General features: G+C 50.4%; 22 protein-coding genes. 12 read left to right on the plus strand and 10 right to left on the minus strand.

What is annotated here, in order from left to right; all coding sequences use genetic code 11:
- Nucleotides 1-12: 12 nt before the first annotated feature.
- Nucleotides 13-1149: an SGNH/GDSL hydrolase family protein gene (locus tag Pla110_RS04935; protein ID WP_197440511.1), complete on the minus strand. Its 1137-nt coding sequence runs from the start codon at nt 1147-1149 to the stop codon at nt 13-15.
- 119 nt (nt 1150-1268) lie between these two features.
- Nucleotides 1269-2234, minus strand: coding sequence for a leucine-rich repeat domain-containing protein (locus Pla110_RS04940; protein ID WP_144993823.1), 966 nt, complete (start codon nt 2232-2234; stop codon nt 1269-1271).
- A 235-nt stretch (nt 2235-2469) separates the two neighbouring features.
- On the opposite strand from Pla110_RS04940, the gene Pla110_RS04945 reads away from it, so the two are divergent.
- Together Pla110_RS04945 and Pla110_RS04950 are read left to right on the plus strand one after the other, a co-directional pair.
- Entirely contained in the window at nt 2470-2865 is a 396-nt protein-coding gene (locus Pla110_RS04945) for a hypothetical protein (protein WP_144993825.1), read from the plus strand.
- 34 nt (nt 2866-2899) lie between these two features.
- Nucleotides 2900-3400 (plus strand): hypothetical protein, encoded by a 501-nt coding sequence (locus Pla110_RS04950; RefSeq protein WP_144993827.1) that lies wholly within the window; start codon nt 2900-2902, stop codon nt 3398-3400.
- 502 nt (nt 3401-3902) lie between these two features.
- On the opposite strand, the gene Pla110_RS04955 is transcribed toward Pla110_RS04950, so the two are convergent.
- The 3 genes from Pla110_RS04955 to Pla110_RS04965 form a co-directional block, all read right to left on the minus strand.
- Complete coding sequence (locus Pla110_RS04955; protein ID WP_144993829.1) at nt 3903-4622, minus strand: hypothetical protein; 720 nt, start codon at nt 4620-4622, stop codon at nt 3903-3905.
- Nucleotides 4623-4709: 87 nt separating this feature from the next.
- A complete protein-coding gene (locus Pla110_RS04960) occupies nt 4710-5294 on the minus strand; it encodes a hypothetical protein (RefSeq protein ID WP_144993831.1) in 585 nt (194 codons plus the stop codon).
- A 150-nt stretch (nt 5295-5444) separates the two neighbouring features.
- Complete coding sequence (locus Pla110_RS04965; RefSeq protein ID WP_390620487.1) at nt 5445-8345, minus strand: vitamin B12-dependent ribonucleotide reductase; 2901 nt, start codon at nt 8343-8345, stop codon at nt 5445-5447.
- 651 nt (nt 8346-8996) lie between these two features.
- Between Pla110_RS04965 and Pla110_RS04970 the strand changes: the two genes are divergently transcribed.
- Entirely contained in the window at nt 8997-9455 is a 459-nt protein-coding gene (locus Pla110_RS04970; protein ID WP_144993835.1) for a hypothetical protein, read from the plus strand.
- 88 nt (nt 9456-9543) lie between these two features.
- A complete protein-coding gene (locus tag Pla110_RS04975) occupies nt 9544-9831 on the plus strand; it encodes a hypothetical protein (protein WP_144993838.1) in 288 nt (95 codons plus the stop codon).
- 94 nt (nt 9832-9925) lie between these two features.
- Here the strand turns inward: Pla110_RS04975 and Pla110_RS04980 are convergent, their stop codons facing one another.
- The gene (locus tag Pla110_RS04980) at nt 9926-10711 is read right to left on the minus strand and encodes a hypothetical protein (protein WP_144993840.1); all 786 of its coding nucleotides are present in this window, start codon (nt 10709-10711) and stop codon (nt 9926-9928) included.
- 55 nt (nt 10712-10766) lie between these two features.
- Complete coding sequence (locus tag Pla110_RS04985; protein WP_144993842.1) at nt 10767-11003, minus strand: hypothetical protein; 237 nt, start codon at nt 11001-11003, stop codon at nt 10767-10769.
- Nucleotides 11004-11160: 157 nt separating this feature from the next.
- On the opposite strand from Pla110_RS04985, the gene Pla110_RS04990 reads away from it, so the two are divergent.
- Nucleotides 11161-12063, plus strand: a complete 903-nt coding sequence (locus Pla110_RS04990; RefSeq protein WP_144993844.1) for a DUF58 domain-containing protein — start codon at nt 11161-11163, stop codon at nt 12061-12063.
- 664 nt (nt 12064-12727) lie between these two features.
- Complete coding sequence (locus Pla110_RS04995) at nt 12728-13852, plus strand: DUF1559 family PulG-like putative transporter (protein WP_144993846.1); 1125 nt, start codon at nt 12728-12730, stop codon at nt 13850-13852.
- Nucleotides 13853-14023: 171 nt separating this feature from the next.
- On the opposite strand, the gene epmA is transcribed toward Pla110_RS04995, so the two are convergent.
- Nucleotides 14024-15022, minus strand: a complete 999-nt coding sequence (epmA, locus tag Pla110_RS05000) for an EF-P lysine aminoacylase EpmA (RefSeq protein ID WP_144993848.1) — start codon at nt 15020-15022, stop codon at nt 14024-14026.
- A gap of 687 nt (nt 15023-15709) precedes the next feature.
- On the opposite strand from epmA, the gene Pla110_RS23085 reads away from it, so the two are divergent.
- Nucleotides 15710-15901, plus strand: coding sequence for a (2Fe-2S)-binding protein (locus Pla110_RS23085; protein ID WP_390620488.1), 192 nt, complete (start codon nt 15710-15712; stop codon nt 15899-15901).
- On the opposite strand, the gene bfr is transcribed toward Pla110_RS23085, so the two are convergent.
- Nucleotides 15862-16344 (minus strand): bacterioferritin, encoded by a 483-nt coding sequence (bfr, locus tag Pla110_RS05010; RefSeq protein WP_144993852.1) that lies wholly within the window; start codon nt 16342-16344, stop codon nt 15862-15864. The genes Pla110_RS23085 and bfr overlap by 40 nt on opposite strands.
- A gap of 441 nt (nt 16345-16785) precedes the next feature.
- Between bfr and Pla110_RS05015 the strand changes: the two genes are divergently transcribed.
- From Pla110_RS05015 to Pla110_RS05035, 5 genes are all read left to right on the plus strand, one after another.
- Nucleotides 16786-19449, plus strand: coding sequence for a PSD1 and planctomycete cytochrome C domain-containing protein (locus Pla110_RS05015; protein WP_144993854.1), 2664 nt, complete (start codon nt 16786-16788; stop codon nt 19447-19449).
- A 91-nt stretch (nt 19450-19540) separates the two neighbouring features.
- Nucleotides 19541-20980, plus strand: a complete 1440-nt coding sequence (locus Pla110_RS05020; RefSeq protein ID WP_144993856.1) for a DUF1501 domain-containing protein — start codon at nt 19541-19543, stop codon at nt 20978-20980.
- Between the two features lie 203 nt (nt 20981-21183).
- Nucleotides 21184-21723, plus strand: coding sequence for an FxsA family protein (locus tag Pla110_RS05025; RefSeq protein ID WP_197440512.1), 540 nt, complete (start codon nt 21184-21186; stop codon nt 21721-21723).
- Between the two features lie 198 nt (nt 21724-21921).
- Complete coding sequence (locus tag Pla110_RS05030; protein ID WP_144993860.1) at nt 21922-22422, plus strand: hypothetical protein; 501 nt, start codon at nt 21922-21924, stop codon at nt 22420-22422.
- Nucleotides 22423-22469: 47 nt separating this feature from the next.
- Nucleotides 22470-23543, plus strand: coding sequence for a cellulase family glycosylhydrolase (locus tag Pla110_RS05035; RefSeq protein ID WP_144993862.1), 1074 nt, complete (start codon nt 22470-22472; stop codon nt 23541-23543).
- Between the two features lie 45 nt (nt 23544-23588).
- Here Pla110_RS05035 and Pla110_RS05040 read toward each other — a convergent pair whose 3' ends face one another.
- A complete protein-coding gene (locus tag Pla110_RS05040; protein ID WP_144993864.1) occupies nt 23589-24887 on the minus strand; it encodes an NRAMP family divalent metal transporter in 1299 nt (432 codons plus the stop codon).
- Nucleotides 24888-25033: the final 146 nt, after the last annotated feature.

Genomic DNA, 25033 nt, shown 5'->3' on the forward strand with positions numbered 1-25033 from the left:
CAGGAATCGCCCTTACTCCGCAGGAGAGGGCGACTGGGCAAGTTCGTATTTCAACCAGGCATAAATCGTAGTGCCGATTTGTTCATAGCCGACTTTGTTCGGGTGAACAGCGTTGTTGTGGGGATAGCCATCCAGAATATCGAGGTTGAGTTCGGTCGGAATCAGACTGATGTTTTCAGACTCTCTTCCGTCAAAATGTTCGATGTACCGTTGCACAAGCCGGTGCTGAATCTGTTTCCAACCACGCCGAGGATACTTGTCTTTATAGTTTGCCTCAAAGGCTTCCTCGCGACCATTCCCCGGAGTCGTCAGACAGATTCCCAGTTTGGCATTCGGAGTGACCTTCTTGAATTCATCCACAAGCTGATCGGCCCGGGACAGAATGACATCGATTTGTGCATCCGGATCAGCAGCGTTCACGCGAAAGGCGTCATTAATGCCCAGCTTAAAGATGACCACATCCGGGGCCACACCATCAGCATGTTCGTCGATAAAGTACTGCACATCGAGTGTCGGTTTTCCCTCTTCGTTCAATTTCAGGAACGGACTCGACTTGGTTCGGTACGTCCCGTCTGACTTGTCGGCGGGAATGTAGCGGCTCAGAAAACTGTGCCACGTCCAGCCACCGTATCCCTCGTGCACGACTTCGGGCAGAGCGTTCGATGGTTGGTGGGTTCCCAGCATCGTGATGCTCGGATTTTCCGGACGAGCACTGAGCGTATGAATCTGGTTCGGATAGTGCGACGCCTGAGTCAAACTGTCACCAATAATCAGCAAACGCAAATCCTGTCCCGCACCCGCATCCCGTGGGGCGACATGCACGACGGTTTTTGCCGATACAATTTCATTCCCCGTTTTATCCTGAACAGATAAGGTCAGCGGATAGTCGCCGACATCGTCCGCGTCCGGTTCAAATATCCAACGACCCGGCTTCTTTTCTCCCACATCACAGGTCACCTTAAACTGCAAATCAGACGCCGGTTCATACAACACGATGTTCTGGAAGTAGAGACTGACTTCCGATTCGGGAACCGCGTACACCGCCGGGGGAAGCGTCAATTGGACATTCTCCACCGTCGGTTGTTCGGCCTGGACAGGAAGAGTTCCAAGCAACAGGCATAATGAAAAACTCAGTAGGAAGCGGCGCATGGTGGCGGGCATTTCTATCGGAAGGTGAAATGGGCAGGGGAGTGAATCGCGATTTTCAGGGTGATTCTACTTCCAGTGTACCGAGCCATCCGGGCACGCTCAATTGGGTGCAGAAGAAATCATGGTGCACCATCGACATTGTCGATGGGATTTTTTTCTAACGGATTTGCTTCCGTAGAAATATCGCATTTGGGCAGCGCTTCTTTTAATGTAGCAATGCCTTCCTCGCTTATCTGCGTATCGGCGATGTAGAGTTCCCGCAGATAAATCATTGTTGAGAGGTGCTCCACTGCAGCGTCTGTGACATCGCAGCCAGTAAGGTCGAGATAACTCAAGTTGGAAAAACGAGCTATCTGCTTCACGCCTTTGTCAGTGATTGCCAATTTTCTGCAGGGGAGTTTCGATAAACTAATTCGTTCTTGAAGTAAAGCAAGGTGTTCATCAGTGAGAACCAAACTGAAAGGGGATCTGTCGACTCGTCTGGCAACCGCCAATTGAGGTGATTTGCAGACAAGTCGCCATAGTTCTTCTTCGTCGATATTTCCTGTGAATGTGAAACTCGTTAAAGACTTCAATTTTGCTAACTGATCGAAATCAGCCGGAGTGAGATGTTCGACTTCGGGCATCTCAAGCGCCCACAAACTTGATAGACTCCCGATGCGTTCGATCCCCAGGTGCGTCGGTCGTATGTTATAGAGGACCATTGTGGTGAGCGCGGGCATTTCATCCAGAAATTCCAGGTCTGATTCAATTGGAACCGACGAATCTGGGGGTGATATGGAGAGATCTTCAATGTCACGAATCGAATAAAGCTCCATCGCTTGCTGCAATTGGTCCAGAGACGTGACGTGCAGTCTGGTTACCCGCTGGGAAATCAGAAACGGAGGTTGCCAGTCCCCCATCATATTGGCCAACCACTTAGGCAACATCGAACGGGAATCAAGTTGCGCTAATACTCCGGCTTGATTCTGAAAGCTCTCCCTCCGATCCATCAACCGAATAAAATAAATCGACAACCCGCCGATCACCAATCCCACCACCAGCGTGATCCCGATCAATACCCGTTTCCGTTTTAGCCAGGACATGCGACTTCCTACGATGTAGAGGTATTTGGGTGTTGGGTTTGCAGCACTTCAAGGGTAGGAGGATGAGAAGTGGAGATCAAGAGGCGATTAGTGAGAAATCCAGCATTCTGGCATGGCTCGTTTGCGGCCGACGATGCATTTCCAAACGGGTTGTTATACTCGGGATTGCGGCCATCTTGTGCGTGCAGTACAGTTAGCAATGTGATTGTTTCCGTTGCTTTCTAAGGATGCTTCTATGCTGAACCGTCGTCTACTGTGTTGCGGTGTTTTCGGCCTGCTGTTGCTGGCAGGTTGTGCGGAAGGTCCGGGCGACTGGGTGGGAGACCGTGTTCAGGTCATCTATGAATCGGGCGTCCCGGTGCCCGGCAAGTTGCAAGGGTATCTGCTGCAGTACGACGCGGCCGGATTGATCATTGAATACGATGACGAACAGATCTTCATCCCGCACACCGGAATCAAATCCATCTCCAACCTGACACAAAGTCGCCTCATCCACGAATCCGGTTCCACCGAAACCAGAGAAGGGGGCTCCACCGAAAGCTGGGAATCCGGTTCAGTCGAAGTCTGGCCCACCAACGACTGGGAGTCCGGCTCAAGCGAAGCCGGTTCGAGTACTGTGTTTGGTTATTGAGCTGGTTGCGGCATTATGGCAAGGAAAAGGAACGATGAGTGAATCCGATAAAACTGGGTATGTGAAGTTGGTACTTCTTTTCGCAGTGACGGTCTCGATTCCTGTCGCGATCTACTTTGCCGTATTTTATACGAGCATGGATTCGGCATCGTTTTCCAGTTTTTCATCTGCACCGGAAGAGCCGTTGTGGAAATGGGAACTCGTTGAACAAACTCCAAATCAAATTCGATTCAAAGCGGTTGGAGTCGAGATGCCGCGAAGTGATGATGTATTGAAGGAAGTGAGCGCTCATGCAGAATTGCTTAAGGATGGAATTGATGTGGGACACGTTGATGTCTCATTAAAAATACATCCGGACTGCGAAATTTTACTCGAAGTCATCTCTGAAGATTTGTCTAACGCAGATGAATTGATCATATCTGTCGCCTGGCAATGTTTGCGAACAGGTTTCTTTGGGCATGGCGATTTTAGCGGAAACTTTAGCACGATGTTTAAGATGACGGATGGAAAGGTGATCGACGAGAAGGACGAATAAGCGGCCAAGGCCTACACTATTTTAGTCTACGCGAGGACACGGATTTCTATTCTGACTCCCTCTCGTTTCTCCATAAGAATATGTCTGAAGGTTGCGAGCGGCTTTGGAAATAGTGCCACTGTCTGGCTTGTCCAGCAGTGCGAGAGCAGAGGTTGCGTTCGATTGCTTCCTGATTACTACAGGTCCGAGATTGCTCTTCGGGGGAGCGGAGCCGCTGCGTGTCGGGTTGAAGAAGCGCTGAGTCGCCATGGTCTGCCCGCATCGCAAGAACCGTGTTACAGCGAAACAACAAGCCGGTTACATCCTGCTCCTTAAACGTCACCGATGAAAGATCGAGCGGGCCAACACCTAGTTCCAGGATTAAAGGGAACCTTAATGACCGCTGGCATTCTATTTCTAGCCTGGGTTCAACTCGCTTGGCTGACCACTACACATGAGAGATTTGACGGAGCCTCCTTTTAACTTTCACGGAAATGTATCGATGATGTTAGAGTCGACTCATTCATGCCCGTCGATTATCTTCAATGAATTTGTCTAATTCTTGAACTAAGGTCTTAATGTCATTAACGAATGCCTTTGCTTGGCCTTTACTGTATTTGTTGATTGATGATTTTGGTCGGCCGCAATTATGTATCCAGTCATGCCGAATTTGTACAATGCTTCCTATTCTTTTTTTTACTGCTGCAATTGCAGACTTCCGGAGTTTTAAAGTCTTTTCATTATTTAGTCCAAGAAGATCATCGGGGACAACTTTCGTGAATCGTTTGCGGTTCTTTGCGATAAGAATAGGAATAAAGTCTCCCCATAGTTTGTGATCGCTCGATAAAATCGGATTAAAATGCTCGTGAATGATACTGATGGAAAGCATATTGTTTCGCTCCATTAACTTGCGAGCCGACATACGAATCCCCCAGTTCGGTCGAGATTGACGTGTAGTCTTGAGGACCTCACCTGCAGGAAGCATGGTTTTAGCGTAATGAGCAGGTAGATCCCCTTGCCACTTTTTCTCTACATACGCTTTTAATACAGCTGTTACGCAATCGACGTATTTGTCGCATAAATAAGCGTCCATTGCTCCGAAAGATGATGCAATTGCTGATGCGTGTAAATCATTAATAATTAAAGCCTCTCCGCCAGCTAGTAATTGCTGCTCGGCAAGGTTAAGGATTGCTTCAACGCGTTCTATATCCTCTGTGAAGTGAAGAAATGGTGTAGTTGACATACAGAAGTATCCTTTGCGATATTGAGAAGAGCCGTCGATATTGCATATTCTAAAGACTATTTGGAGTAGTATTGAATGTGGATGATATCATTTTCCATCTTTGTCTAAATATTTCGCGATATCATTCACGAATAATGAGAGCAATTTACCTTTCTCAAGGTTCTCATTTTTGTGGCCAAGATCTGCTCGAATGGTTCGCAAAAGTTCTTCGTATGCGAACATCGAAGAGCTGTCTTCTTTGTTATTATCACCAGCTGATGCACCACGAAATCGAATCCAAGCGTTAAGTACTTCGTCTGATGCCCAGACGATTGACCGCTGGTGAAAGTCGGACATGAATGTAATTATCTCCGCTTCTGGTATTTTCTTACCTGTTTTTGGTGCCATTAACACTTTAAACATAAAACAAATCAAATCTTCGTAGACAGGTACTTTCTTTTCTCGTATCTCTTTTCGAATGTTTGCTTTGTTTTCTAAGTGACGAGCAACGACGACTGAAATAACTGACACTACAATAGTAGCCGCCGCTGTAAGTGTTGGCGCAAAGCTGGCGTCTGTATCTGAGAACGCAGCAATGGCTTCACTCCCCAACTTATATAAAGCATATGTTATTGCAATAATTGAAATCGTTCCACAAATCATCGCAATAATATTAGCAGTGCGTGCGGTCACTGTATGTGGCTCTCCAGAAAGGTAAAGGTTTACTCTCATGGTAATTCTTTACCTTGTGGAATGCAAAACACTGCGACCCAAATAAAAAACACCCCGATCAATTTCTTGATCGGGGTGTTTGGCTTTTCAATTGGTTTCACTACTCACGCATTAGCTACAGCCCATGCTGGCACCACAGTTGTGGCACAGGTAGCAGTTGCCGTTGCGGACGGTGATGGAGCCGCAGTTATCGCAGGCGGGAGCGTCCGATTGGAAGCGGGCAAATTGCTCGCTTCGGTTCGATTCCCCGGGTTCCAGCAGTAACGCGGTCGCTGACACGCCGTCGTGCAGTGATGGTGCAGCAGTTAGTGACGGTGCAACGCCATTCGTGGCGTGACCGGAAGCTGCCCCGTTGCTTAGTCCGTTTGTCGGCTTCGTGTCCAACGTGGTTCCGGACTGGGGCTTGCCCTCAGAGATCGATGATGATCCCTTGCTGTCACTGGAATCTTCCACTCGCTTCGGTGTGTTCGCTTCGCGGTAGCCAGGGATAAATTGAATCCCCATCCATCGGAAGATGTAGTCGACCACACTTTTGGCGTTCGGAATATCCGGGTTGCTTGTCCAACCGGCAGGTTCAAACCGCATGTGACTGAACTTATCGACGATGACCGCCAGCGGCACACCGTACTGTAGACACATGGAGGTTTCGGTTCCGATGACATCCATCAGACCACCGATAGTACTACCCTCTTTGGCCATCATGACGAACAGTTCGCCGGGAGTACCATCTTCGAACAGTCCCACAGTAATGTACCCTTCGTGACCACCCACAGAAAATTTGTGTGTGATCGACTGACGGGTCGCGGGAAGCCGACGACGTTCCATGCCCGGTTTGTACTCTTCGCCTTTCTTCTTGCCACCTTCTTTTTTCGTCGCCAGCGGCTGGCTCTGTTTTGAACCGTCACGATAGATCGCCAGAGCTTTCAGGCCAAGTTTCCAGCCTTCCAGATAAGCGTCTTTGACGTCTTCCACAGTTGAATTCGAAGGCATGTTGACCGTTTTCGAGATCGCACCCGACAGGAACGGCTGAGCTGCCGCCATCATGCCGATGTGAGCCCGCCACTGAATAGAACGGGTTCCGTTGGCCGGAGTGAACGCACAGTCGAAGACCGGCAGATGCTCTTCGAGCAAGCCGGGTGCACCTTCGATCGTGTCGTGCGTATCAATGTAAGCCAGGATTTTCTCGATCGAGTCGTCCGCGTAACCGAGTGTCGACAGAGCTTTAGGCACAGTACGGTTGACGATTTTCATCATTCCGCCGCCTGCCAGTTGCTTGTACTTCACCAGGGCGATGTCCGGCTCGATACCTGTGGTATCACAGTCCATCATGAAGGCAATCGTCCCAGTTGGAGCAAGCACAGTCGCCTGAGCGTTGCGGTAACCATATCGACGGCCCGCATCCAGACAATCAATCCAGACGTCGCGAGCGGCGTCTTTCAGGTATTGAGGACAGGATTCGTTAATGTCTTCCACTGCTTGACGGTGCATCTGCATCACTCGCAGCATTGGTTTTTCATTCTCACGGTAGCCGTCGAACGGTCCAATGTTATGGGCGATATGCGACGAAGTCAGGTAACCCTGGCCAGTCAGCATCGCTGTCAATGCACCACAGATACCATGACCTGCTTCGCTGTCGTAGGGAATTCCCATCGACATCAGCATGCTACCAAGGTTCGCGTAACCAAGTCCCAGAGGACGATAGGCATGGCTGTTCTCGGCGATGGCCGGGGTGGGGTAACTGGCATGGTCGACCAGAATTTCCTGAGCCGTAATGAAGATGGACGAAGCTTTACGGAACCGTTCGACGTCGAACGTGCCATCGGCTCGCATCATTTTCTTCAGGTTGATACTCGACAGGTTACAGGCGGTATCGTCCAGGAACATGTACTCGGAGCAGGGGTTCGACGCATTGATCGGACCACTGTTCGGGCAGGTGTGCCAGTTGTTGATCGTCGTCTCGTACTGGACGCCCGGGTCACCACAGAACCAGGTTCCTTCGGAAATTTGATCGATTACATAATTGGCGTCGTACTCGGGGCCAGCTACGGAAGAGTCGGTCACCCAGTGAGTCTGCCACTGTCCACCATCCAGAACGGACTGCATGAATTCGTCCGAAAGACGAACAGACAGGTTGGCGTTCTGGAACATAATGGAACTGTAAGCAGCTCCGTTGAAGTTCGAATCGTACTCGCCACTTTCAATCAAGGTGCGGGCTTTTTTCTCTTCAACTGTTTTCGCCTGAATGAAATCGAGGACGTCGGGGTGCCAGTCTTTGATCGACTGCATTTTTGCGGCACGCCGGGTCTTTCCACCCGATTTTACGACAGCGGCGATCTGGTCGTAGACACGCATGAAGGAGAGCGGGCCGGAAGGAGTTCCCCCGCCGGACAGTTTCTCCCGCGAGCTGCGGATTGTGGAGAGGTCCGTTCCCGTTCCGGAACCGAACTTGAAGAGCATCGCTTCGCTGGTCGCCAGCCGCATGATGTCTTCCATGTTGTCATCCACCGACTGAATGAAACAGGCAGAGGCCTGTGGGAATTCATACGGTGTTTCCGGACGACTGACGGTACTTGTCTCGACATCCCAGTAGTAGTTCCCGCGAGAACCTCGGACGCCATACTCATGGTAAAGGCCGACGTTGAACCAGACGGGAGAGTTGAATGCCCCGTGCTGATGCAGACAGAGCCAGGCGAGCTCGCGGTAGAAGTTTTCGCCATCTTCCTGTGTAGCGAAAATGCCATCCTGGGTCCCCCAGTCGGCAATGGTCCGGGCAACGCGATGGACAACCTGGCGGATACTGTATTCCCGCTCGGGTGTTCCCGGTTCACCGTAAAAATATTTACTGACGACAACATTCGTGGCTAACGCACTCCAGTCAGCCGGTACTTCGCAGTCAGTCTGTTCAAACAGCACATCGCCCGATTCATCCTTGATTTGAGCGGTCCGACGAGTCCAATCGACAGTGTCGAATGGGGCAACATCAGCGGGACAGAAATAAGGGGAAATCTGCATCGCCTGAGTCTCCTCAGTAACAGATTCCGCCCTGTTTCCTGCGGAGCGCGATCCTTCGTTAATGTGGACATCGACTCCCTTTGAATCGTGCATCGTGCACTCCTCCTTCGTAGAAAAAAAACAGGCAGAAAATCCTTAAACATCCTCAACTGCCAGTGTTGAGAACGGAGCCATGGTTCGCCAGTTCAATCCGGAATCTGGCCAATCTTATCACGTATGTACAGGTAAATCGTTGTGCGGCAAAGAGATAAGGGCGGCACAATCTATTGTAGCGGTGAGGTGTGTGTGTACTACATATTGTGAATCGACAAGAGCCCGATATTAAATCAGGAATTCTATTTGTCAAGATTCGAATCTGACGAAGATCCGCGCGAAAAGCAGGGCGGACCTCATTTCTCCCACAAAAACAGGCGTTTGAGCGTAGTAAATATTGTGAAGATTTTTTTTATTTCGCGTGAAGGTTTTTTGTGGGCCTGAAGCTCCAGAATTCGCCCTGAAAGAATAGGGTGTTCTGGTAACAAGGCCGGGTGTATAATAGCGATTCAGATGCAACCACCGTTGCCTCTATTTCGACAAACTAACGCAATTAAAAATCTTCTCAGGTTTGAACTCTTCTACCCTTGAACTTTTCCAACGGGAACGGGAACCTTGATGCGACACTGGCACCATTTGACGATCGCTCTGACCGCGCTATTCAGCTTCGGTCTGCAAAGCGCACTGCCGCTGCATGCGGCCTCGTCTCGCCTTTGTCTTCAAAAATTGGCTGGTACCGTAGCGACTGTATTCGCAGAATCCGAAACGGTTCTGCCCGCCTGTTGCCTCTCTCGAATGGAAGCATCAGAGCCGAGCAAGCTAAGTCCCGTCTCCTGCTGCCGGACTCATCATCAGGAAAGTCGCGAGTCCTGCGACGATTGCGGTTGCTGCATTACCAATCCGCATCTCCCACAATCTGCCTCTACGATCATCGTCACGGCTCCTACGCTGCAACTCAACATGTTGAGTCCTGTGGGCCGGGAAGTGGCTGATACCAGCTTTGAGACGATGCATAGCGACGACATCCGTCCTCGTGACCCACCGACACAATCGCTGCTATGTGTCTGGCTCGATTAACGTCCTCGAATTGAATTCGCTTGCTGCCGGTGGAGACATGTCTGTCCCCATCGCATTTCAAAACGTTTTTAAATTTGAGGATAATCCTATGTCTAAATATTTCATTACCGCTGCGCTTGTTGCTCTGCTGGCCGTCTTCGCCTGGAGCTTTGGTCCTTCTTCGGCTCAGGCTGCCAGTTCCACCTCCGGTTGCTGTTGCGACAGTTGCGTCTGCGAAACTTGCGACGGCAATTGTCCTGAAGACTGCACCTGCTGTTGTGTGACAGGAGTCTGCGAAGCGGGCTGCTGCGATGACGGAGCATGTGCTGACGGTTGTTGTGTCGATGGCAAATGCACCACTGGTAACTGCACTGCAGCAGGCTGTTGCACGATGTAACAATCACGCGAACCTGATTCGATTGGAATCTAATTCGCGATGAAATCGATATGAATCGCTCCCCATCGGTGGTCTGTCACTGATGGGGAGTTTTTTATTGCTCTGTACGCAGTGAAAATTCAGAGAAGGTTACAGTGATTGTGATCGTGTTCTTGTCGGTGTCATTCTCGACTTCGAACTTCAGATACGCCCCCTCCGGATGAACTACTGATTTCGATTTAAAAAACCAGGAAGAGGTATAAGAGGACACTGTTCCCACTTTCTTGAACCAGCTATCCAGTTGCGTGGCGGAAAAATGTGGTGAAATCTGCTCTGCAGTGACAAAGTCCGGTAATATGTCGCTAAAATAAAATCCTTTTCCCGCGTAAACATTCTGGACAGGCGATTTCTCTAACGGGTCTTCTGTTGTGGATTCATTCGAGAGTTCCTCGACGAGAGTACGGTCGTAAACGATTTGAAAGGGATCAATACCCAAGAGAAGATATTGTGAACTCTGGTTCTGGAGATGAGATAAGTTATAAGTCTCAGAAAATGAGGATTTAAACGGTCTACGACTCTCTTCGATAAGTGAATCGGCCATTAGATTTCGGTGGATGTTTCCGCCATAGGTGTCCGGTTTAAATTCTTCGGTGCGAACGACAATTTTCCCGCTCTTTTCCAAAAAAGAATTCACATCGTACCGAAGTGTGACCAGTACATCATTCATTGCCCTCTCAAATTTCGCACTGTCCGCGATGATCAATTCCATCTGCGTTTTCTCGGAGAGTCGTTCATTCCAGACAGACGCAAAACGCCCCACTGTAAAACAAAAGACGCACAACAAGAGGATGGCGATTATCTTGAGCGAACGTGGAAAGCCACTGGTGGTTTCGGAATTCATGAATTGATCCTGAGTCTCTGTTTAAGTTCTCTTTTGCAGCTGATAAGGGGTTTCTTCACCCGAATTTTACATTTGTGTTCATGGTCATCTTCATGTCGATCAATGTGTTCGCAATCTGCGCTACCAGAATCGCGAATATGCCTACAGCAATACTGTTGTCGAAAAGGACGACAATACCTCCAAGCATGACGCTGTAGTTAAATATCCTGGCTACCGGCGTAGCGATCACTTCAATGAGCATCGGGCTTGCTTCAGTATCGTCACCATTGGGAAGAGGCGTTTCGGAAGTCATTGAATAACCTTTCATTTAACGACAGAACGAGCGTTTGAAAAATTCTCATTTTCAGTAAGTTTTGGGAACATTCCCACTGCACCTGAGTCCGTTATAATAAAAACAGCTCCATCAACGCTAACGAAATAACAACATATCAACAGTTTGAAGTCTCTCCATGTCCGCCCCTGCTGAACCTCTTGCTTTTCAGGATCCGTCCGCGCTGGCATCGCTCGGTCGGTTGGAAGTGATCGCGCGGCAATTGGTGGAAGGGTTCATGGTTGGGCAGCATCGTTCTCCTTATAAAGGAGCCTCGGTCGAGTTCGTTGAGCATCGACAATATTACCCCGGTGACGAAATCCGCCATATCGACTGGCGGGCCTACGGTAAAACGGGAAAGTATTACGTCAAGGAGTTTGAAGAAGAGACCAATCTGCGCACCTACCTTTTGCTCGATTGTTCCGGCAGCATGGGGTATTCACAGAATTCGTTAAGCAAGTTCAGCTATGCCCGTTGCCTGGTGGCCGGATTGGTATATCTGCTTCAAAAGCAACGCGACGCCGCCGGGTTGATTGGCTTTGATGACAAAATCCGCTTGAGAAGAGAACCCTCGGCCACGGCGAAAGTCTTCGAGCAATTGATGCACGACTTGGAATCGCTGGAACCGGGCGGGGAAACGTCGCTGGCGCAGGTGCTGACAGGGTTGTTGCCGACGTTCAAACGCCGATCCCGGATTGTGCTGCTCTCCGATTGCTTTGACTCATTACCCGATTTGTGCAAGTTGATGCAGCAGTTACGACATCAACGGCACGAGGTGATGTTATTACAGATCATTGCACCGGAAGAGGAAGATTTCCCGTTTTCCAAACCAACTCGCTTCCAAAGTCTGGAGCAGACCACAGATCGCAAACTGGTCGATCCACTCCAACTCCGGCAACACTATTTGAAACAATTTGAATCATTCATCGCCGAACTTTCTCAGTTCTGCCAGAATAACGATATTACCTACACTCGCTTTACCACAAAAGACCCTTTCGCGGGAGCATTACAGGCGTTTCTCTCCGAGTACAATCGGCGATGAGGATGCTTACCAAGAGAGTAGAAACGTAGAATCCGAAATCTGGATGATACGCTCTAGTTTTGTGTAGGCGTTACTCGTTTACGAGGATCAATTCGTGAGGTTTTCCACTGCGGAAACTCGTCTCTAACGGGAAAAATGAGTGAATCCCATCCGATATGCATTTCGGTTTGAATAATGCGTTGAATTCGCGATAGGGCTACGTATACAGGAAGGTACGATGCCCGATTTTATGGTACACCCTCTAAAAGAGGATGAATGTACGATTTAGGACTTATTAACTCTCTAGTTTTGCCAATTTGACCCGTTTTACATTTCTAGAAATGAAAACTGGCATTAATACGAAATCAGAAATTTGAATTCCTGATTGTTCACCTGTATGATAAAGATCTGGTAAAATCATAACGGTCCGGTCGGGTTTTTAAACCAGTATCAAATCACGTTTCGTTTCGCGGAGAATTCTGCACAAACACCCATCCCAATCTATTTCTGCAGCGATAAGCGACTATTCTAGTCCTTAAGGTCGCCAGAAAACTCAAGTTTCAGAGTCACGTCCAACAGCACAACATCGTCTTGATGCGAAACGTTCGAACCTCTTTCGCAATCACTGTTTTCGATGAACCTGATGTTGCTACTCAGCACTTCCAGCAAAATGGAGCGTTCTCAAATGCCCTTTGTCAGTAAAACACCTCACACCTCCGGCAGACATCCACGTGGATTCACGCTGGTCGAGTTGCTCGTCGTCATCGCGATTATTTCCGTACTGGCCGCGTTATTGCTGCCCGCCGTTCAACGGGCACGAGAATCCGCCCGCCGAACTCAATGCCTTAATAATATGAAGCAGATTCTGCTGGCTTCTCACAACTACCACGATTTACATCGTAGTTTCCCTCCAGCTTGGGTCGAGCCGGAAACTCCTATTGATTATGAAGATGACGATGACACATTCGACAGTGGGTCAGATATATTTTCTGGAAGCCCTCCCGTCGATGTGTTTCTCAGTTTCTCACGGACACCTGTAGATCGCTGGACTTACGATGCTAACCGGGTACGGATCACCAAAGATAAAGTCGATATCTCTAACTGGCGTATGTCCCGATACTGGGGCTGGCATGCATTGATCGTTCCTGAGATGGGCGAGTTAACATTGGATATCGATTTCAACGATGCTCATTACAGTCCCTCTAACCTGGACTCGATGCAGTACGAAATCGGCAGTTTTGTTTGCCCGTCCTCTTCTTACGAAACTGCGTTGGACACACAACGTGCCCGCCGAGTTGAAGGAAGTGGTGCCGAGTCTCGAACCGAGTTTGGTCTGACTACCTACCGAGGTGTTCGAGGATACTGGGAGAATACAACGTCAGGTGGTGATGACGACGACGACGTCGATAACTCAGGATACCGTCTGCACAAAGGTGTTTTCGAAATTGGTCGATCCAATCGATTCCGTGATATCGCCGATGGAGAGAGTAACACGTTGATGTTCGGTGAATCATTGTTAGGGTTCTGGGGCGACGGATTCAGCTGCTGTGCCAGTATTCACGATGCTCGTCCCGACTTTTTCTCTTACTTCGAATACGAACCCGGACCAGATGATTCGGACGACTCCACCGAGAACGACTTTTATCGCTCTCAGTTCTTCGGTTTTGGTAGTGCCCATGGCGATGTTTCCATGTTTGGAGTTGCCGATGGTAGTGCAACACCGATCTCACATACTATCGACGGTCAAGTACTACGGGCGCTTGTAACTCGTGATAACAGCGAGAAAATGAATCTTGAAGATGCCTTCTAGAGCGCATTCCAGATAACCGTAGCGAGTTCTGGCGGCGTAGCCTACTGTTTTTAAGGGCTTTTCGAGACCGATAGCCGCCACACTTATCCTGGACAGGATCTAGGGTCGATCGCAATTGATCAAAACGGCCTCTGTCTGGCGGGGACACCGTTAGACGAATCCAGGATTATTTCAAGCACGTTCATAGGGGAAAGCGACCACCTCCGGGAGGGTCGCTTTTTTCATGAGCCACATTAAAAGTCGCTCAACGCCCAGCGCGACTCCTGCACTGGCGGGATAACCTGCCTCGGTTGCCTCAAGGAATAACTCGGGCAGGGGGAGCTCGCACATGCCCTCGGCCCGTCGGATTTCGTTTTGCCGCTCAAAGCGAGTCCGAAGTTCCTCTGCGTTTGTCTCTTCGTGGTAACCGTTACAGAGTTCGATCCCCTTGATATACAATTCGAACCGCTCCGCTACCGGGGGATCATCCCTGCGGACGCGTGCGAGGGCGGCCTGGCTTTCCGGATAGTCGATCAGGAACACCGGGTGCTCGATGCCCAACTGGGGTTCGACCTTCTCTGCTAACAGCAAATTCAGCCAGCCGTCCCGGTCCTGTTCGTCCAGTCCAGGAGGAATCGAAACCTGCTGGTCGATCGCCAGCTGTTTCAGTTCGGATGCCGTCAGCCTGACGACAGAAGTTCCCATGTACCGTTCAAAAGCGGCGGCGTAGGTCAGCCTTTCGAATAGTTGAGGATCAAGTGGTGACTTCGTAGGGCATTTCTCAGCGACCGTTCGAATCAAACTCTCCACCAGTTTCATCTGGTCGTGGTGATCCTCGTTACAAGAATACCATTCCAGCAAAGTAAATTCGGTATTGTGACGGTCGCCCTGTTCCTGTTGTCGAAAGACAGAGGAGAACTGATAGATACGATCGGCTCCCGCCGAGAGTAAACGCTTCATATGCGCTTCAGGAGACGTCTGTAAGTACCGGTCTCCCGCGATCGATGAGTCTGTCAGCCGAAGGGGATTGATATGAGCATCGATAATCGCTTCCCGACTCAGTACAGGGGTCTGTACTTCCCAATACCCCGTCTCTTCAAAGAATAAGCGGAGTGTCCGCACCAGTCCCGCCCGAATTTTTAAATCAGAAATCGTGGCGGTCGATCTCCAGGAGGGGGCAGGGGAGTTCATAAATCTGGGGCCAGCTTGTAAGTGAAGCGGATGAATTGCGGAAAACCGTCAGTCGCTAACTGACATTGTACCAGCATGTTACCAACCCTGTCCGGTTTTCGGCCCTGAGAATTCGGGCGTGAATAGGTAATGAAATCTTCGTTTCGGACCGGATTAAAGCGGAAAAACGCCGGTGGAGAATCTCTTTAAGAAAAAGAGAGAAGGGCACAATGGCCTGTTGACATAGGGATTGACCCGGATAGAATTGAGCTATTGAGATCAAGTCTCATTATCTGTTTGGAGCTCACTCAGCAGCCTGCCAATCGACTCCAAACTGGTCACACCCCAGTTTTCCTGCCCGATAACCGCACCGCTAATTATCAAACCCCACTTGCTTCCACCCAACTTTACTCATCGCTGCAGTCAGTCTCGTTTAGAGCAATTTCCGTTGGATAACGAGCTATTTCCGTTGGATAACAATGTCACTGTTCTTCAATTCCGTCTGACAGATACGTTCGAAAGTCGTGAGAGCAACAACCTGGTCAATTAATCACGATTAACGCTGCGGACCATTAGAAGTTTCCAATATACCCGATTTCAGCCCTGTGCCAGTCGTTTAATCACCGTAATAGAGCCGGCCTCGGTCGCTCTTCTGAATTACAAATACGAGTAACCTCGATGACCGTTAAACAGCCCTGTCAGGATCGTATGCTCTGCCACTGTTTGAAAGTGCGCGAGTCCGAAGTCCGTCATAAATTCGAAACGGGCGAAGCAATGTCCGTTCCGTGTATCGTACAACAGACGGGAGCCGGAACCGGCTGCACCGCCTGTGTGTTACGAATTTCCAAAGTACTCGAATCTTATCCTTCGGCCGTTTCGCCCATCTGCATGGCGAGATAATTCTGAGTACCAACCTCTTTGAGCAGGCTCAATTGGGTTTCCAGCCAGTCGACACTCTCTTCAGATTCGACCAGGATTTTCTCCATAATCTCTTTGCTGCCGGCGTCTTTTTCATCCTGCGCCAGTTTGATGGCATCGTTGTAGGCACTCACGGCTCCGATTTCGAGTTTCAAGCCATTCTGTAGCTGCTCTTCAACCGTCTTGCCGACGCGGATGACGTCGTAACGGGCGATTTCGGGAACCCCTTCCAAAAAGAGAATCCGGTCGATCAGCAGATCGGCATGCTGCATCTCTTCCATTGATTCGTCCCAGTAGAATTTAGCGAGCTTGTTAAATCCCCAGTCTTTGCACATTTTAGACTGAATGAAATACTGGTTGATGGCGGTCAACTCGATGGTTAATCCCGCGTTCATTGCCTCGATAACTTTGGCGCTGCCCTTCATAGTACGTTCTTCCTCTACGCTGTTCGTTCAATAGTCCGCAGCTGACGAATCCGTGCCGCCAGTCTGTAATTCGGTAAGTTGATTAGTGTGGAAATGTCTCATTTCTGGAGAACTGGCTTCAATCTTATAGACTGAAATCGATCAGGACGAACCCTATCGCCAGCTTTTCCTACCATTTTCATCGATTGAAATCCGGTCTCTCTCAGGACTTGCGAGTGTGTCTCAGTTCGTCTCCAGTTACGGAGAGAATCAGAGAAAACTCAGAATCTGGTTGTCCTCTGCAATTTTTCATATTAAAATTGATCTATGCGTTCGTGAGGACTCCCTCGTCCAATTTTCAACAATTCACGAACGCGCATGCCGAAAATATCCCACCTGAATTTTCCTGCCAAGAATCAGCCCTCCTTCAACTAGCTTTACTCCAACAAGTCTGTGAACCCCATGCGACAGTGTCCACCCATTGTCCGGAGCTTCCGCGTTAGCTTCTTCCTCCTCGCTGCCGTCTGCTTATCCTGGCCGTCTTCGAGTCAAGCAGAAGAACCCGGCACAGAGCTGCTTTTCGAGCGGGATATCCGTCCGATTCTCAAAGAGCATTGTATCCATTGCCACGGTGAAGGGGGCGAAACCGAAGGGGGACTCGACGTTCGCTTACAACGATTTCTCGTAAAGGGGGGAGACTCGGGGGAAGCGATCGATCCGGGGAAGCCTGACTTCAGTTATCTGGTCATGCGTCTGGATGCCGGCGAGATGCCGCCCGATGAAGACAAGCTGCTGCCCCAACACGAGATCGATCTCATCAAGACGTGGATCGCTCAGGGAGCCAAAACAGCCCGTCCCGAACCAGAAGAAATTGGCAATGGTCCAATCATCACTGAGGAGGAACGGAATTTCTGGTCTTTCCTGCCTGTTCAGGAATATCCGATCCCCGAAGTGGCTCAACAGGAATTGGTGTCGACTCCGATTGATGCATTCATCGTGCAAAAACTGGAGTCAGAGGATTTGACCTATTCTTACGAAGCGGACAAACGGACTTTGATCCGTCGTGCCACCTTCGATTTGACGGGCCTGCCTCCCACTCCGGCTGAGATCAACGACTTCCTGAACGATGAATCGCCCGAAGCATTCGAGACCGTCATCGATCGACTGCTCGCCTCTCCCGAGTATGGCGAACGCTGGGGACGGCACTGGCTCGACGTAGCTGGGTATGCCGACAGCGAAGGGTACACGATTCAAGATCCACTTCGAGACTACGCGTACAAATACCGCAACTATGTCATCGACAGTTTCAACAATGACATTCCTTACAATCAGTTCATAACCGAACAACTCGCGGGCGACGAGCTCGCCAAGCGTCCGCTGGACAATACCGACCCTGAAACGATCCGCCTGTTAACGGCGACCGGCTTCCTGCGCATGGCGCCCGACGGAACTGGCTCAGGACCGGATGATGCTGATGTCGCTCGCAATGAAGTCATGAGCGAAACGATCAACATTGTTTCGACCTCCATCATGGGGATCACGGTGGGTTGCGCCCAATGTCACGATCACAAATACGACCCCATTCCTCAAACCGACTATTACGAAATGCGGGCCATCTTCGAGCCAGCCCTCGATTGTAAAAGTTGGAAGCCTCCCCAGGGACGCCGATACTCGCTGTATACGAAAGAGGACTACGCTGAAGCGGATCGAATCGAAGCCGAAGCGAAAAAAGTTCTCGCCGTGCATTCGGAAAAACAGACTGCCTACATTGAAGAAACCTTCGAATCCGAACTGAAAAAACTGCCGGAAGAAATTCACGAAGCGGCTCGTCTTGCTCGAAAGACCGCCGATAAAGAACGAACGGAAGAACAGAAAACGCTGCTCAAAGAACATCCGAGTTTGAACGTCTCTGCGGGTTCGCTTTACCTCTATAACCGTAAGGCTTCCGACGAGCTGAAAAAAATCGCCGCAGAAGCCACGGAGATTCGGGCGAAGAAACCATTTCACGATTACCTTCGCAGCCTCATTGAACCGGACGGTCACGTTCCACCGACGCATCTCTTCTATCGTGGAGATATCAAACAGCCCAAAGAGGAAGTGCAACCCGCCAGCCTGACGGTGCTTGAGGATCGTCTCGAACCCATTCCCGTTAATGATGAAGACATGCCCACAACGGGTCGTCGGCTCGCATTTGCCAGGCAGTTGACCAGTGGAGAGTATCCGCTGGTTCCCCGTGTGATCGTCAACCGTATCTGGATGCACCACATGGGCCGTGGACTGGTCGATTCTCCTGCGGACTTCGGCAAACTGGGGTCGCTTCCCACGCATCCGGAATTACTAGATTGGCTAGCGACCGACTTCATGAATAACGGTTGGAAGATTAAACGGATGCATAAAATGATGATGCTTTCGCAGGTTTACCAACAGTCTTCCGCCCGACAACCACAATTGGAAGAAGGCGATCCGGATAACAAACTTTACGCTCGTATGTCGATCCGTCGTCTGGCAGCGGAAGACGTTCGCGATTCTTTGTTGGCCATCAGTAATCAGTTCACCCGCAAACAAGGGGGCACCTCCGTTCCTGTTCGGGAAGACAACGTCGGTCAAATCGTCGTGGGGAATCCAACCAAAGAAGTTGGTGGCAAATACGCCGATGGGGCTCCGCTTAATGGCGAAGAATTCCGCCGCAGTGTCTACATTCAAGTCCGCCGCAGTACTCCGCTAGCCTTGCTGGAAACATTCGATGCTCCGCGAATGCAGCCCAACTGCACTTCACGGAATGTCTCTACGGTAACTCCTCAGGCACTCATGCTGATGAATAACAATGTCGTCCATGAACGGGCCGTCGCCTTTGCAGAGCGTCTGGAAAATGACGCGGGAGAAGATCGTGCGGCTCAGGTCAATCTTGCCTATCAACTTGCGTGGGGGCTCGAACCTACCGAGTCCGAGCGGAACCAAGCCATCGCGTTCATTGAACAACAGACGGTGGAGTTCGCAAAATTTACTCCGGAAGAAGCAGCAGACGACAAGAAAGAAGCACCGGCAGGACCCGAGCCCGGTGATCAGGCATTGGCCAGTTTCTGTCATGCGTTATTCAGCGCAAATCGATTTTTGTATATTGATTGATATCGAATCGTCACCATAGACTCAACAATTGATAGCGGGTCCACTTTAAATTTATCCGTCGATTTATATCTGTTCTCAGGAAGTAATTACCATGTCACATGAATCCAGTAGTAACTCGCGTCGACAATTCTTGGCGAACAGTACCTATGGCGTGGCGAGCGTTGCCCTGGGAAGTCTGTTGCAACAGGACAAATTGCTGGCGGCACCAGCAAAACCGCCGCTGGAACAGGAATCGTTTAACCTGACACAGAAAACGCCAGTGGAACCGCCCCGAGCCAACGCGATGATCTCGCTGTTCATGCAGGGGGGGCCGAGCCACCACGATCTGTTCGACCCGAAACCGGAAATGCAGAAATGGCATATGAAGCCATTCCCGGGCAAAATTAAATACGACAACGCCGCTCAGGCGAGTTCCAAGATCTATGCGACTCCCTGGAAGTTCGACAAGTACGGTCAGAGTGGAATGGATGTCTCCGAACTCTTGCCGCATTTTCAGGAAATCGTTGACGATGTCACGTTGATCCGTTCGATGCACACTGGAGTGAACAATCATGGGCAATCGATCTATGCACTCAACTCGGGGCGTTCTCTCAAAGGGCGTCCGGCCCTCGGAAGTTGGCTGACCTATGGACTCGGCTCCGAAACGCAGAACCTGCCCGCCTATGTAGCGTTAACCGATCCGACCAGTCTCCCTGTGACAGGAGTTGATCTCTGGTCCAACGGGTTTCTCCCGTCGATTTACCAGGGGACTGTCGTTCGCTCCAAAGAACCGCGAATCCTCAATTTGGATGTTCCTCATCACCTCAAAGGAAATACTCAGGCGAACTATCTGAATTTCCTGCAGGAGATCAATCAGAATCATCTGAAGGATCGCCCGGGTGAACACGATTTGGATGCTCGAATCTCTTCGTATGAACTGGCTGCCCGTATGCAGGGTTCAGCTCGCGAAGCACTCGACCTCTCGCAGGAAACCAAAGCGACTCAGGAGATGTACGGTATCGGTCAGAAAGAGACAGACGAATATGGAAAACGCTGCTTGATCGCTCGGCGATTGGTCGAGCGAGGGGTTCGATGTGTCCAGCTCTTTAATCGGTATCAGTTATGGGATCACCACGGCAACATCCTTAACCTGCTTCCCGCACATTGCCGAATCGTCGATCAACCCAGTGCTGCTCTTGTTAAAGACTTGAAACAACGAGGACTGCTCGATTCCACCATTGTCCATTGGGGTGGTGAAATGGGCCGACTGCCGGTCATTCAGAATGAGAAGAGCATCGGACGCGACCACAATACCTACGGGTTTTCACAGTGGATGGCGGGGGGCGGATTCAAAGCGGGTTACACCCACGGAGCCACGGACGAATGGGGCCACCATGCCGTCGAAGACGTCGTCAATCACTACGATTACCACGCTACATTGCTGCATCTCTTCGGTCTCGATCCTTACAGCTTCACCTTTAGGAACAACGGTCGCGAACAGTCGCTCTTGGATGGGCAACAGGGTAAAGTGGTCAACGAGTTGCTGACCTGATTGGTCGCCTAAGTTGTTACAAATAAACAACTTATAAGTCGAGGCTGGGTTCTAAGTGAATCCCGCCTCGATTTTTTTATTTCTCTGATCCGAGACCGCTTGATTTTCGTTATCCTGAGAGAACAATTCCACTGGTTCTCCAGTTGAGATCCTTTGAAATTAAAGCGACCTTAAAACCACCTTATTAACAACGAGTGTTTACTGTGATATTGATCCTGTTTTTATTATTCACCCTGGTCCCTGTGGTCGAGCTTTATTTGCTTTTCCAGTTAGGGTCCCATACCAGTCCCCTGTTCGCGATTGGAGTAGTGATTCTTACGGGAATCATCGGTGCCGCGCTGGCACGTCAGGAAGGAGCGAAAGCCCTCCGGCGGATTCAGCAGGAACTCGGTTCGGGCAAAATGCCGGCCGATTCTCTAACCGACGGTGTCATGATTCTCGTCGCGGGAATTCTACTAATCACTCCGGGCATGTTGACCGATGTTGTCGGGTTCAGCCTGCTTATCCCTCCGATTCGCCGCTTGATGAAAATCTTCGCGGTTAAGTATTTCAAAACCCGCATCGTCATGAAAACAGCTCAGGCAGGACCGAATGGTTGGACAACACAAACCTGGTCGCCCGGTCAACGCGGCGCAACGAATTCCTCAACTGGGCCACACGATCCTGACGTCATCGACGCCGAATTTCGGTACGTGAAAGAAGAAGATCCCAAAATCAGTTCTCACACTCCTTCATCAGAATGAACTCTTTCGGATGAACCCAGTCTTGGCTTCGCTCGGCTCAGACAAGAAGTCAGCTTACTTTATTCGGAGAAGTTTTCAGGAGATCCACGCATGAATTAATCAGACTGACTGACCGACAGATTGCAGGTCATTGTTTTCCTGGCCAGTCTTTTTAATTCTCATCCATCATCAGGAGTTTCGTCTCGAAAGGGGCGTGTCATGAACGATACCAAACATCCCCGGGAAGAGTCTCAAGCCCGGAAAGAGTCTCAGCAACGAGAGCAGAACTGGGAACAGCATCCACTTGACGAACATCCCGTGAAGGAGAATGCTCTTCTGCTGGCGCACAGAGACTTATTCTCCCTTTCTGAACTCTGGAAGGAGTTCCTGCTGGACCTGTTGATGGCGACCATTTTGGGAACGATCGTTTTCCGGTACAGCTCCAGTTCCGGTTGGGCGGTTATCACCGGCTTGCTTATCTTGTCTGCGGGGATTCTCAAACAGGGTATGAAACACCTACTTCATCAGGTGAAACCTGTTTATAAAAAGTCACCCGCCTGGGTAAAGCATTTCGTGAAGTTAGTTCCCATCGGTTTAGTAGCGATGATCGCGATGGTGAGGATGTTCGACACCACCCTCGGCCTGTTCTCCACGGCTGTCTTCATGGTCGCTCTCACGACCATCATCTGGCTCAACCAGTCTGACGTTCCCCGGTTTTAATCGGTTTGATTCAGCGGGAGGCTGCTCTATAGATTTCGGAGAACTCGATGCGATTGATTTTGTTCTGTCTGTTTTTTTCCAGTCAATTAAGCTCAGTATCAAATGCGGGTGAACTCGATTGGATCGTCGTTTCAAAAGACGGAAAATCGTTCGAGCAGCAAGCCTCTGGCAAACCGTTCGTCCCTTGGGGTTTAAACTATGATCGCGACACCAGCGGTCGATTGATAGAAGACTATTGGAGCACAGAGTGGGCAACCATTGAGTCAGACTTCGCCGAGATGAAAGAACTGGGGGCGAACGTCGTTCGAATTCATTTGCAATTCGGTAAATTTATGAAGAGCCCCACGGAACCGAATCAACCTGCGCTTGACCGTTTGGGAAAGTTGATTGTCCTGGCAGAGCAAACGGAACTCTATCTCGATCTAACGGGCCTGGGTTGCTACCACCGGCAGGATGTCCCGGACTGGTACGATCAGATGGGAGAAGTGGAACGCTGGCAGGCACAGGCCGAGTTCTGGAAAGCTGTCGCCAAGGTCGGATCCACCAGTCGCGCCATCTTCTGTTACAACCTGATGAACGAACCTGTTCTTCCCGGCGATAAAAAGCCCGCAGACGATTGGCTCGGTCCCGCGTTTGCGGGCAAACATTATGTGCAGTTCCTCGTTCTGGAGATGAAAGGGCGATCCCGAATGGATGTCTTTCAGAACTGGACCGGACAAATGCTTGCCGCGATCCGCCAGCACGATAAGCGGCATCTTGTGACAGTCGGAATGGTTCCCTGGATTCTTGATCGACCCGATGAAAACTACGGTTACATCAACGAAGAATCAACAACGCAACTCGACTTCCTCGCTCTGCATCTCTACCCCGAAAGCGGCAATAATGAAAAGGCCACCGAGACCTTAAAAGACTTCCGCGCACTCGGTAAACCAGTGGTGATTGAAGAGACGTTCCCCTTGCACTGTACTGCAGAGGAACTGGGCAAATTCATCGAGCAATCAGAAGCGGATGCCGCAGGGTGGATCGGTTTTTACTGGGGCGAATATCCGGAAAACCCCACGACTCGAGGTGACAAGCTGACGAAGGAGTGGTTGGAGTTGTTTCAGGCACTTCAACCCTAAATCTCTGGTGCCCTTGGTCCCTCTTGAGTGAAAGATGTAAGGTGGTTAGCTGCCGAGCAGTCCACTCAACGTGCGATAAGCGAAACCAATGGCTACGATCAATCCAATCACCGCCATGATTTTCAGCCACGTGGGGATCTTGCGATTGCCGATCAGGTCTTTGCGGGTCGCAAGCCAGAGCAGGGCGGCGGCGAGTACCGGGTTGGCTATGACAGTCACGGATTGAGCGAAGACAATCAGGTTGGCAGGCTTAGGTAAGTCCTGCGATTTTACATAGACGGCGACACTCATGCCGGTTAATAGCGCGATTGTGGTGAAGACTTTTGGCCAGGTTTTATCGATGTGATAACCGAGTCCGAATCCATCGGAAAGCATCGCCCCCCCAATCATAGAGTTCACCAGGAACGAGCTGAAAGCCCCGGCGAAAATTCCCAGGCAGAAAATGATCACCGCAAATTTCCCGAAGGCAGGTTCGAGTGCCAAGGCGACGTCGGCGGCACTATTGAGTTCGATTCCCGCCTTACCGTGCAGCACAATTGCGGAGGTGGACATGACCATGAGCGTGATCAGTCCCAGAACCGTAATGCCCAAAGTCGAGTCAACAAATCCCTGTCTGATATTGGCGATGGTCCAGCCTTTTTCACGAACCAGATAACTCTGGTAGAAGGCACCGGCGACAGAAAACGTGGTGGCGAACATGGCGATGATCGTCACCAGGGTGATGGGCGATGGAGCAGGAGTTTCCGCCACGACTTCTGCTGCCGCTACAGCGGCTTCAGCAGGCGCTTCTTCTGCGGGAATCAACAAAGCGCAACCCAGGTTAATGGCAAAGGCAATCGTCATCATGGCGACGAGAATTTTCATCAACGTTTCGATGTGCCCGTACAGCGACTTTAAGCCCCATAGCACGGCGATAATAAACACGTTTAACGCGACGATGACAGAGATCGAAAAAGTCGGGCTGACATTCTCCATCAGCGGTTCGACCGCCAATAGAATGCCGAGGTTGTTTGAGTATTGGAAGCAGGCGCAAATCAGAAAAACGGAGACCCCGGCGAGAATCGCCAGCGGACGTCCCGCCCGTACTTTCAGTTCTTCGCAGAGACTTTTCTCCAGAACCACGCCCAACCGGGCCGAGAGGGCTGTCATGCAGATCATCAGCACCACGGCCAGCAGGACGACCCACGTCATCGAAAATCCGTAAGTATTCCCCAGTTTGGAGGCTGAGACAATACTTCCCGGGCCCAGCACCACCGAGGCGGTAATGATCGCCGGGCCAAGGCTGGAGAGAATACTGACTTTTCGAGGAGACGTGGCGGGGGTGGAATCGTCGGGCGTGCTCATAACGGATCGATCGGTCCTGTTGGCAGGAATAGTTTTCAAACGGAAGTCAATCGCCCAGTTTTGAATGGACGAAGTGAGTCTATTAAGCCCACCATGACGAGAAAACGGAGCCAACGCAAGCCACAGCCCACGCTCAATTTCTTCGC

It is taken from the genome of Polystyrenella longa (genome assembly GCF_007750395.1).
In the GTDB taxonomy this organism is placed as follows: Bacteria; Planctomycetota; Planctomycetia; order Planctomycetales; family Planctomycetaceae; genus Polystyrenella; species Polystyrenella longa.

Bases quoted from the DNA above. Each gene is read 5' to 3' on its own strand.
- Pla110_RS04935 (WP_197440511.1), bottom strand. From the start codon at position 1,149: ATGCGCCGCTTCCTACTGAGTTTTTCATTATGCCTGTTGCTTGGAACT.
- Pla110_RS04940 (WP_144993823.1), bottom strand. From the start codon at position 2,234: ATGTCCTGGCTAAAACGGAAACGGGTATTGATCGGGATCACGCTGGTG.
- Pla110_RS04945 (WP_144993825.1), top strand. From the start codon at position 2,470: ATGCTGAACCGTCGTCTACTGTGTTGCGGTGTTTTCGGCCTGCTGTTG.
- Pla110_RS04950 (WP_144993827.1), top strand. From the start codon at position 2,900: ATGAGTGAATCCGATAAAACTGGGTATGTGAAGTTGGTACTTCTTTTC.
- Pla110_RS04955 (WP_144993829.1), bottom strand. From the start codon at position 4,622: ATGTCAACTACACCATTTCTTCACTTCACAGAGGATATAGAACGCGTT.
- Pla110_RS04965 (WP_390620487.1), bottom strand. From the start codon at position 8,345: ATGCAGATTTCCCCTTATTTCTGTCCCGCTGATGTTGCCCCATTCGAC.
- Pla110_RS04970 (WP_144993835.1), top strand. From the start codon at position 8,997: ATGCGACACTGGCACCATTTGACGATCGCTCTGACCGCGCTATTCAGC.
- Pla110_RS04975 (WP_144993838.1), top strand. From the start codon at position 9,544: ATGTCTAAATATTTCATTACCGCTGCGCTTGTTGCTCTGCTGGCCGTC.
- Pla110_RS04980 (WP_144993840.1), bottom strand. From the start codon at position 10,711: ATGAATTCCGAAACCACCAGTGGCTTTCCACGTTCGCTCAAGATAATC.
- Pla110_RS04985 (WP_144993842.1), bottom strand. From the start codon at position 11,003: ATGACTTCCGAAACGCCTCTTCCCAATGGTGACGATACTGAAGCAAGC.
- Pla110_RS04990 (WP_144993844.1), top strand. From the start codon at position 11,161: ATGTCCGCCCCTGCTGAACCTCTTGCTTTTCAGGATCCGTCCGCGCTG.
- Pla110_RS04995 (WP_144993846.1), top strand. From the start codon at position 12,728: ATGCCCTTTGTCAGTAAAACACCTCACACCTCCGGCAGACATCCACGT.
- epmA (WP_144993848.1), bottom strand. From the start codon at position 15,022: ATGAACTCCCCTGCCCCCTCCTGGAGATCGACCGCCACGATTTCTGAT.
- Pla110_RS23085 (WP_390620488.1), top strand. From the start codon at position 15,710: ATGCTCTGCCACTGTTTGAAAGTGCGCGAGTCCGAAGTCCGTCATAAA.
- bfr (WP_144993852.1), bottom strand. From the start codon at position 16,344: ATGAAGGGCAGCGCCAAAGTTATCGAGGCAATGAACGCGGGATTAACC.
- Pla110_RS05015 (WP_144993854.1), top strand. From the start codon at position 16,786: ATGCGACAGTGTCCACCCATTGTCCGGAGCTTCCGCGTTAGCTTCTTC.
- Pla110_RS05020 (WP_144993856.1), top strand. From the start codon at position 19,541: ATGTCACATGAATCCAGTAGTAACTCGCGTCGACAATTCTTGGCGAAC.
- Pla110_RS05030 (WP_144993860.1), top strand. From the start codon at position 21,922: ATGAACGATACCAAACATCCCCGGGAAGAGTCTCAAGCCCGGAAAGAG.
- Pla110_RS05035 (WP_144993862.1), top strand. From the start codon at position 22,470: ATGCGATTGATTTTGTTCTGTCTGTTTTTTTCCAGTCAATTAAGCTCA.
- Pla110_RS05040 (WP_144993864.1), bottom strand. From the start codon at position 24,887: ATGAGCACGCCCGACGATTCCACCCCCGCCACGTCTCCTCGAAAAGTC.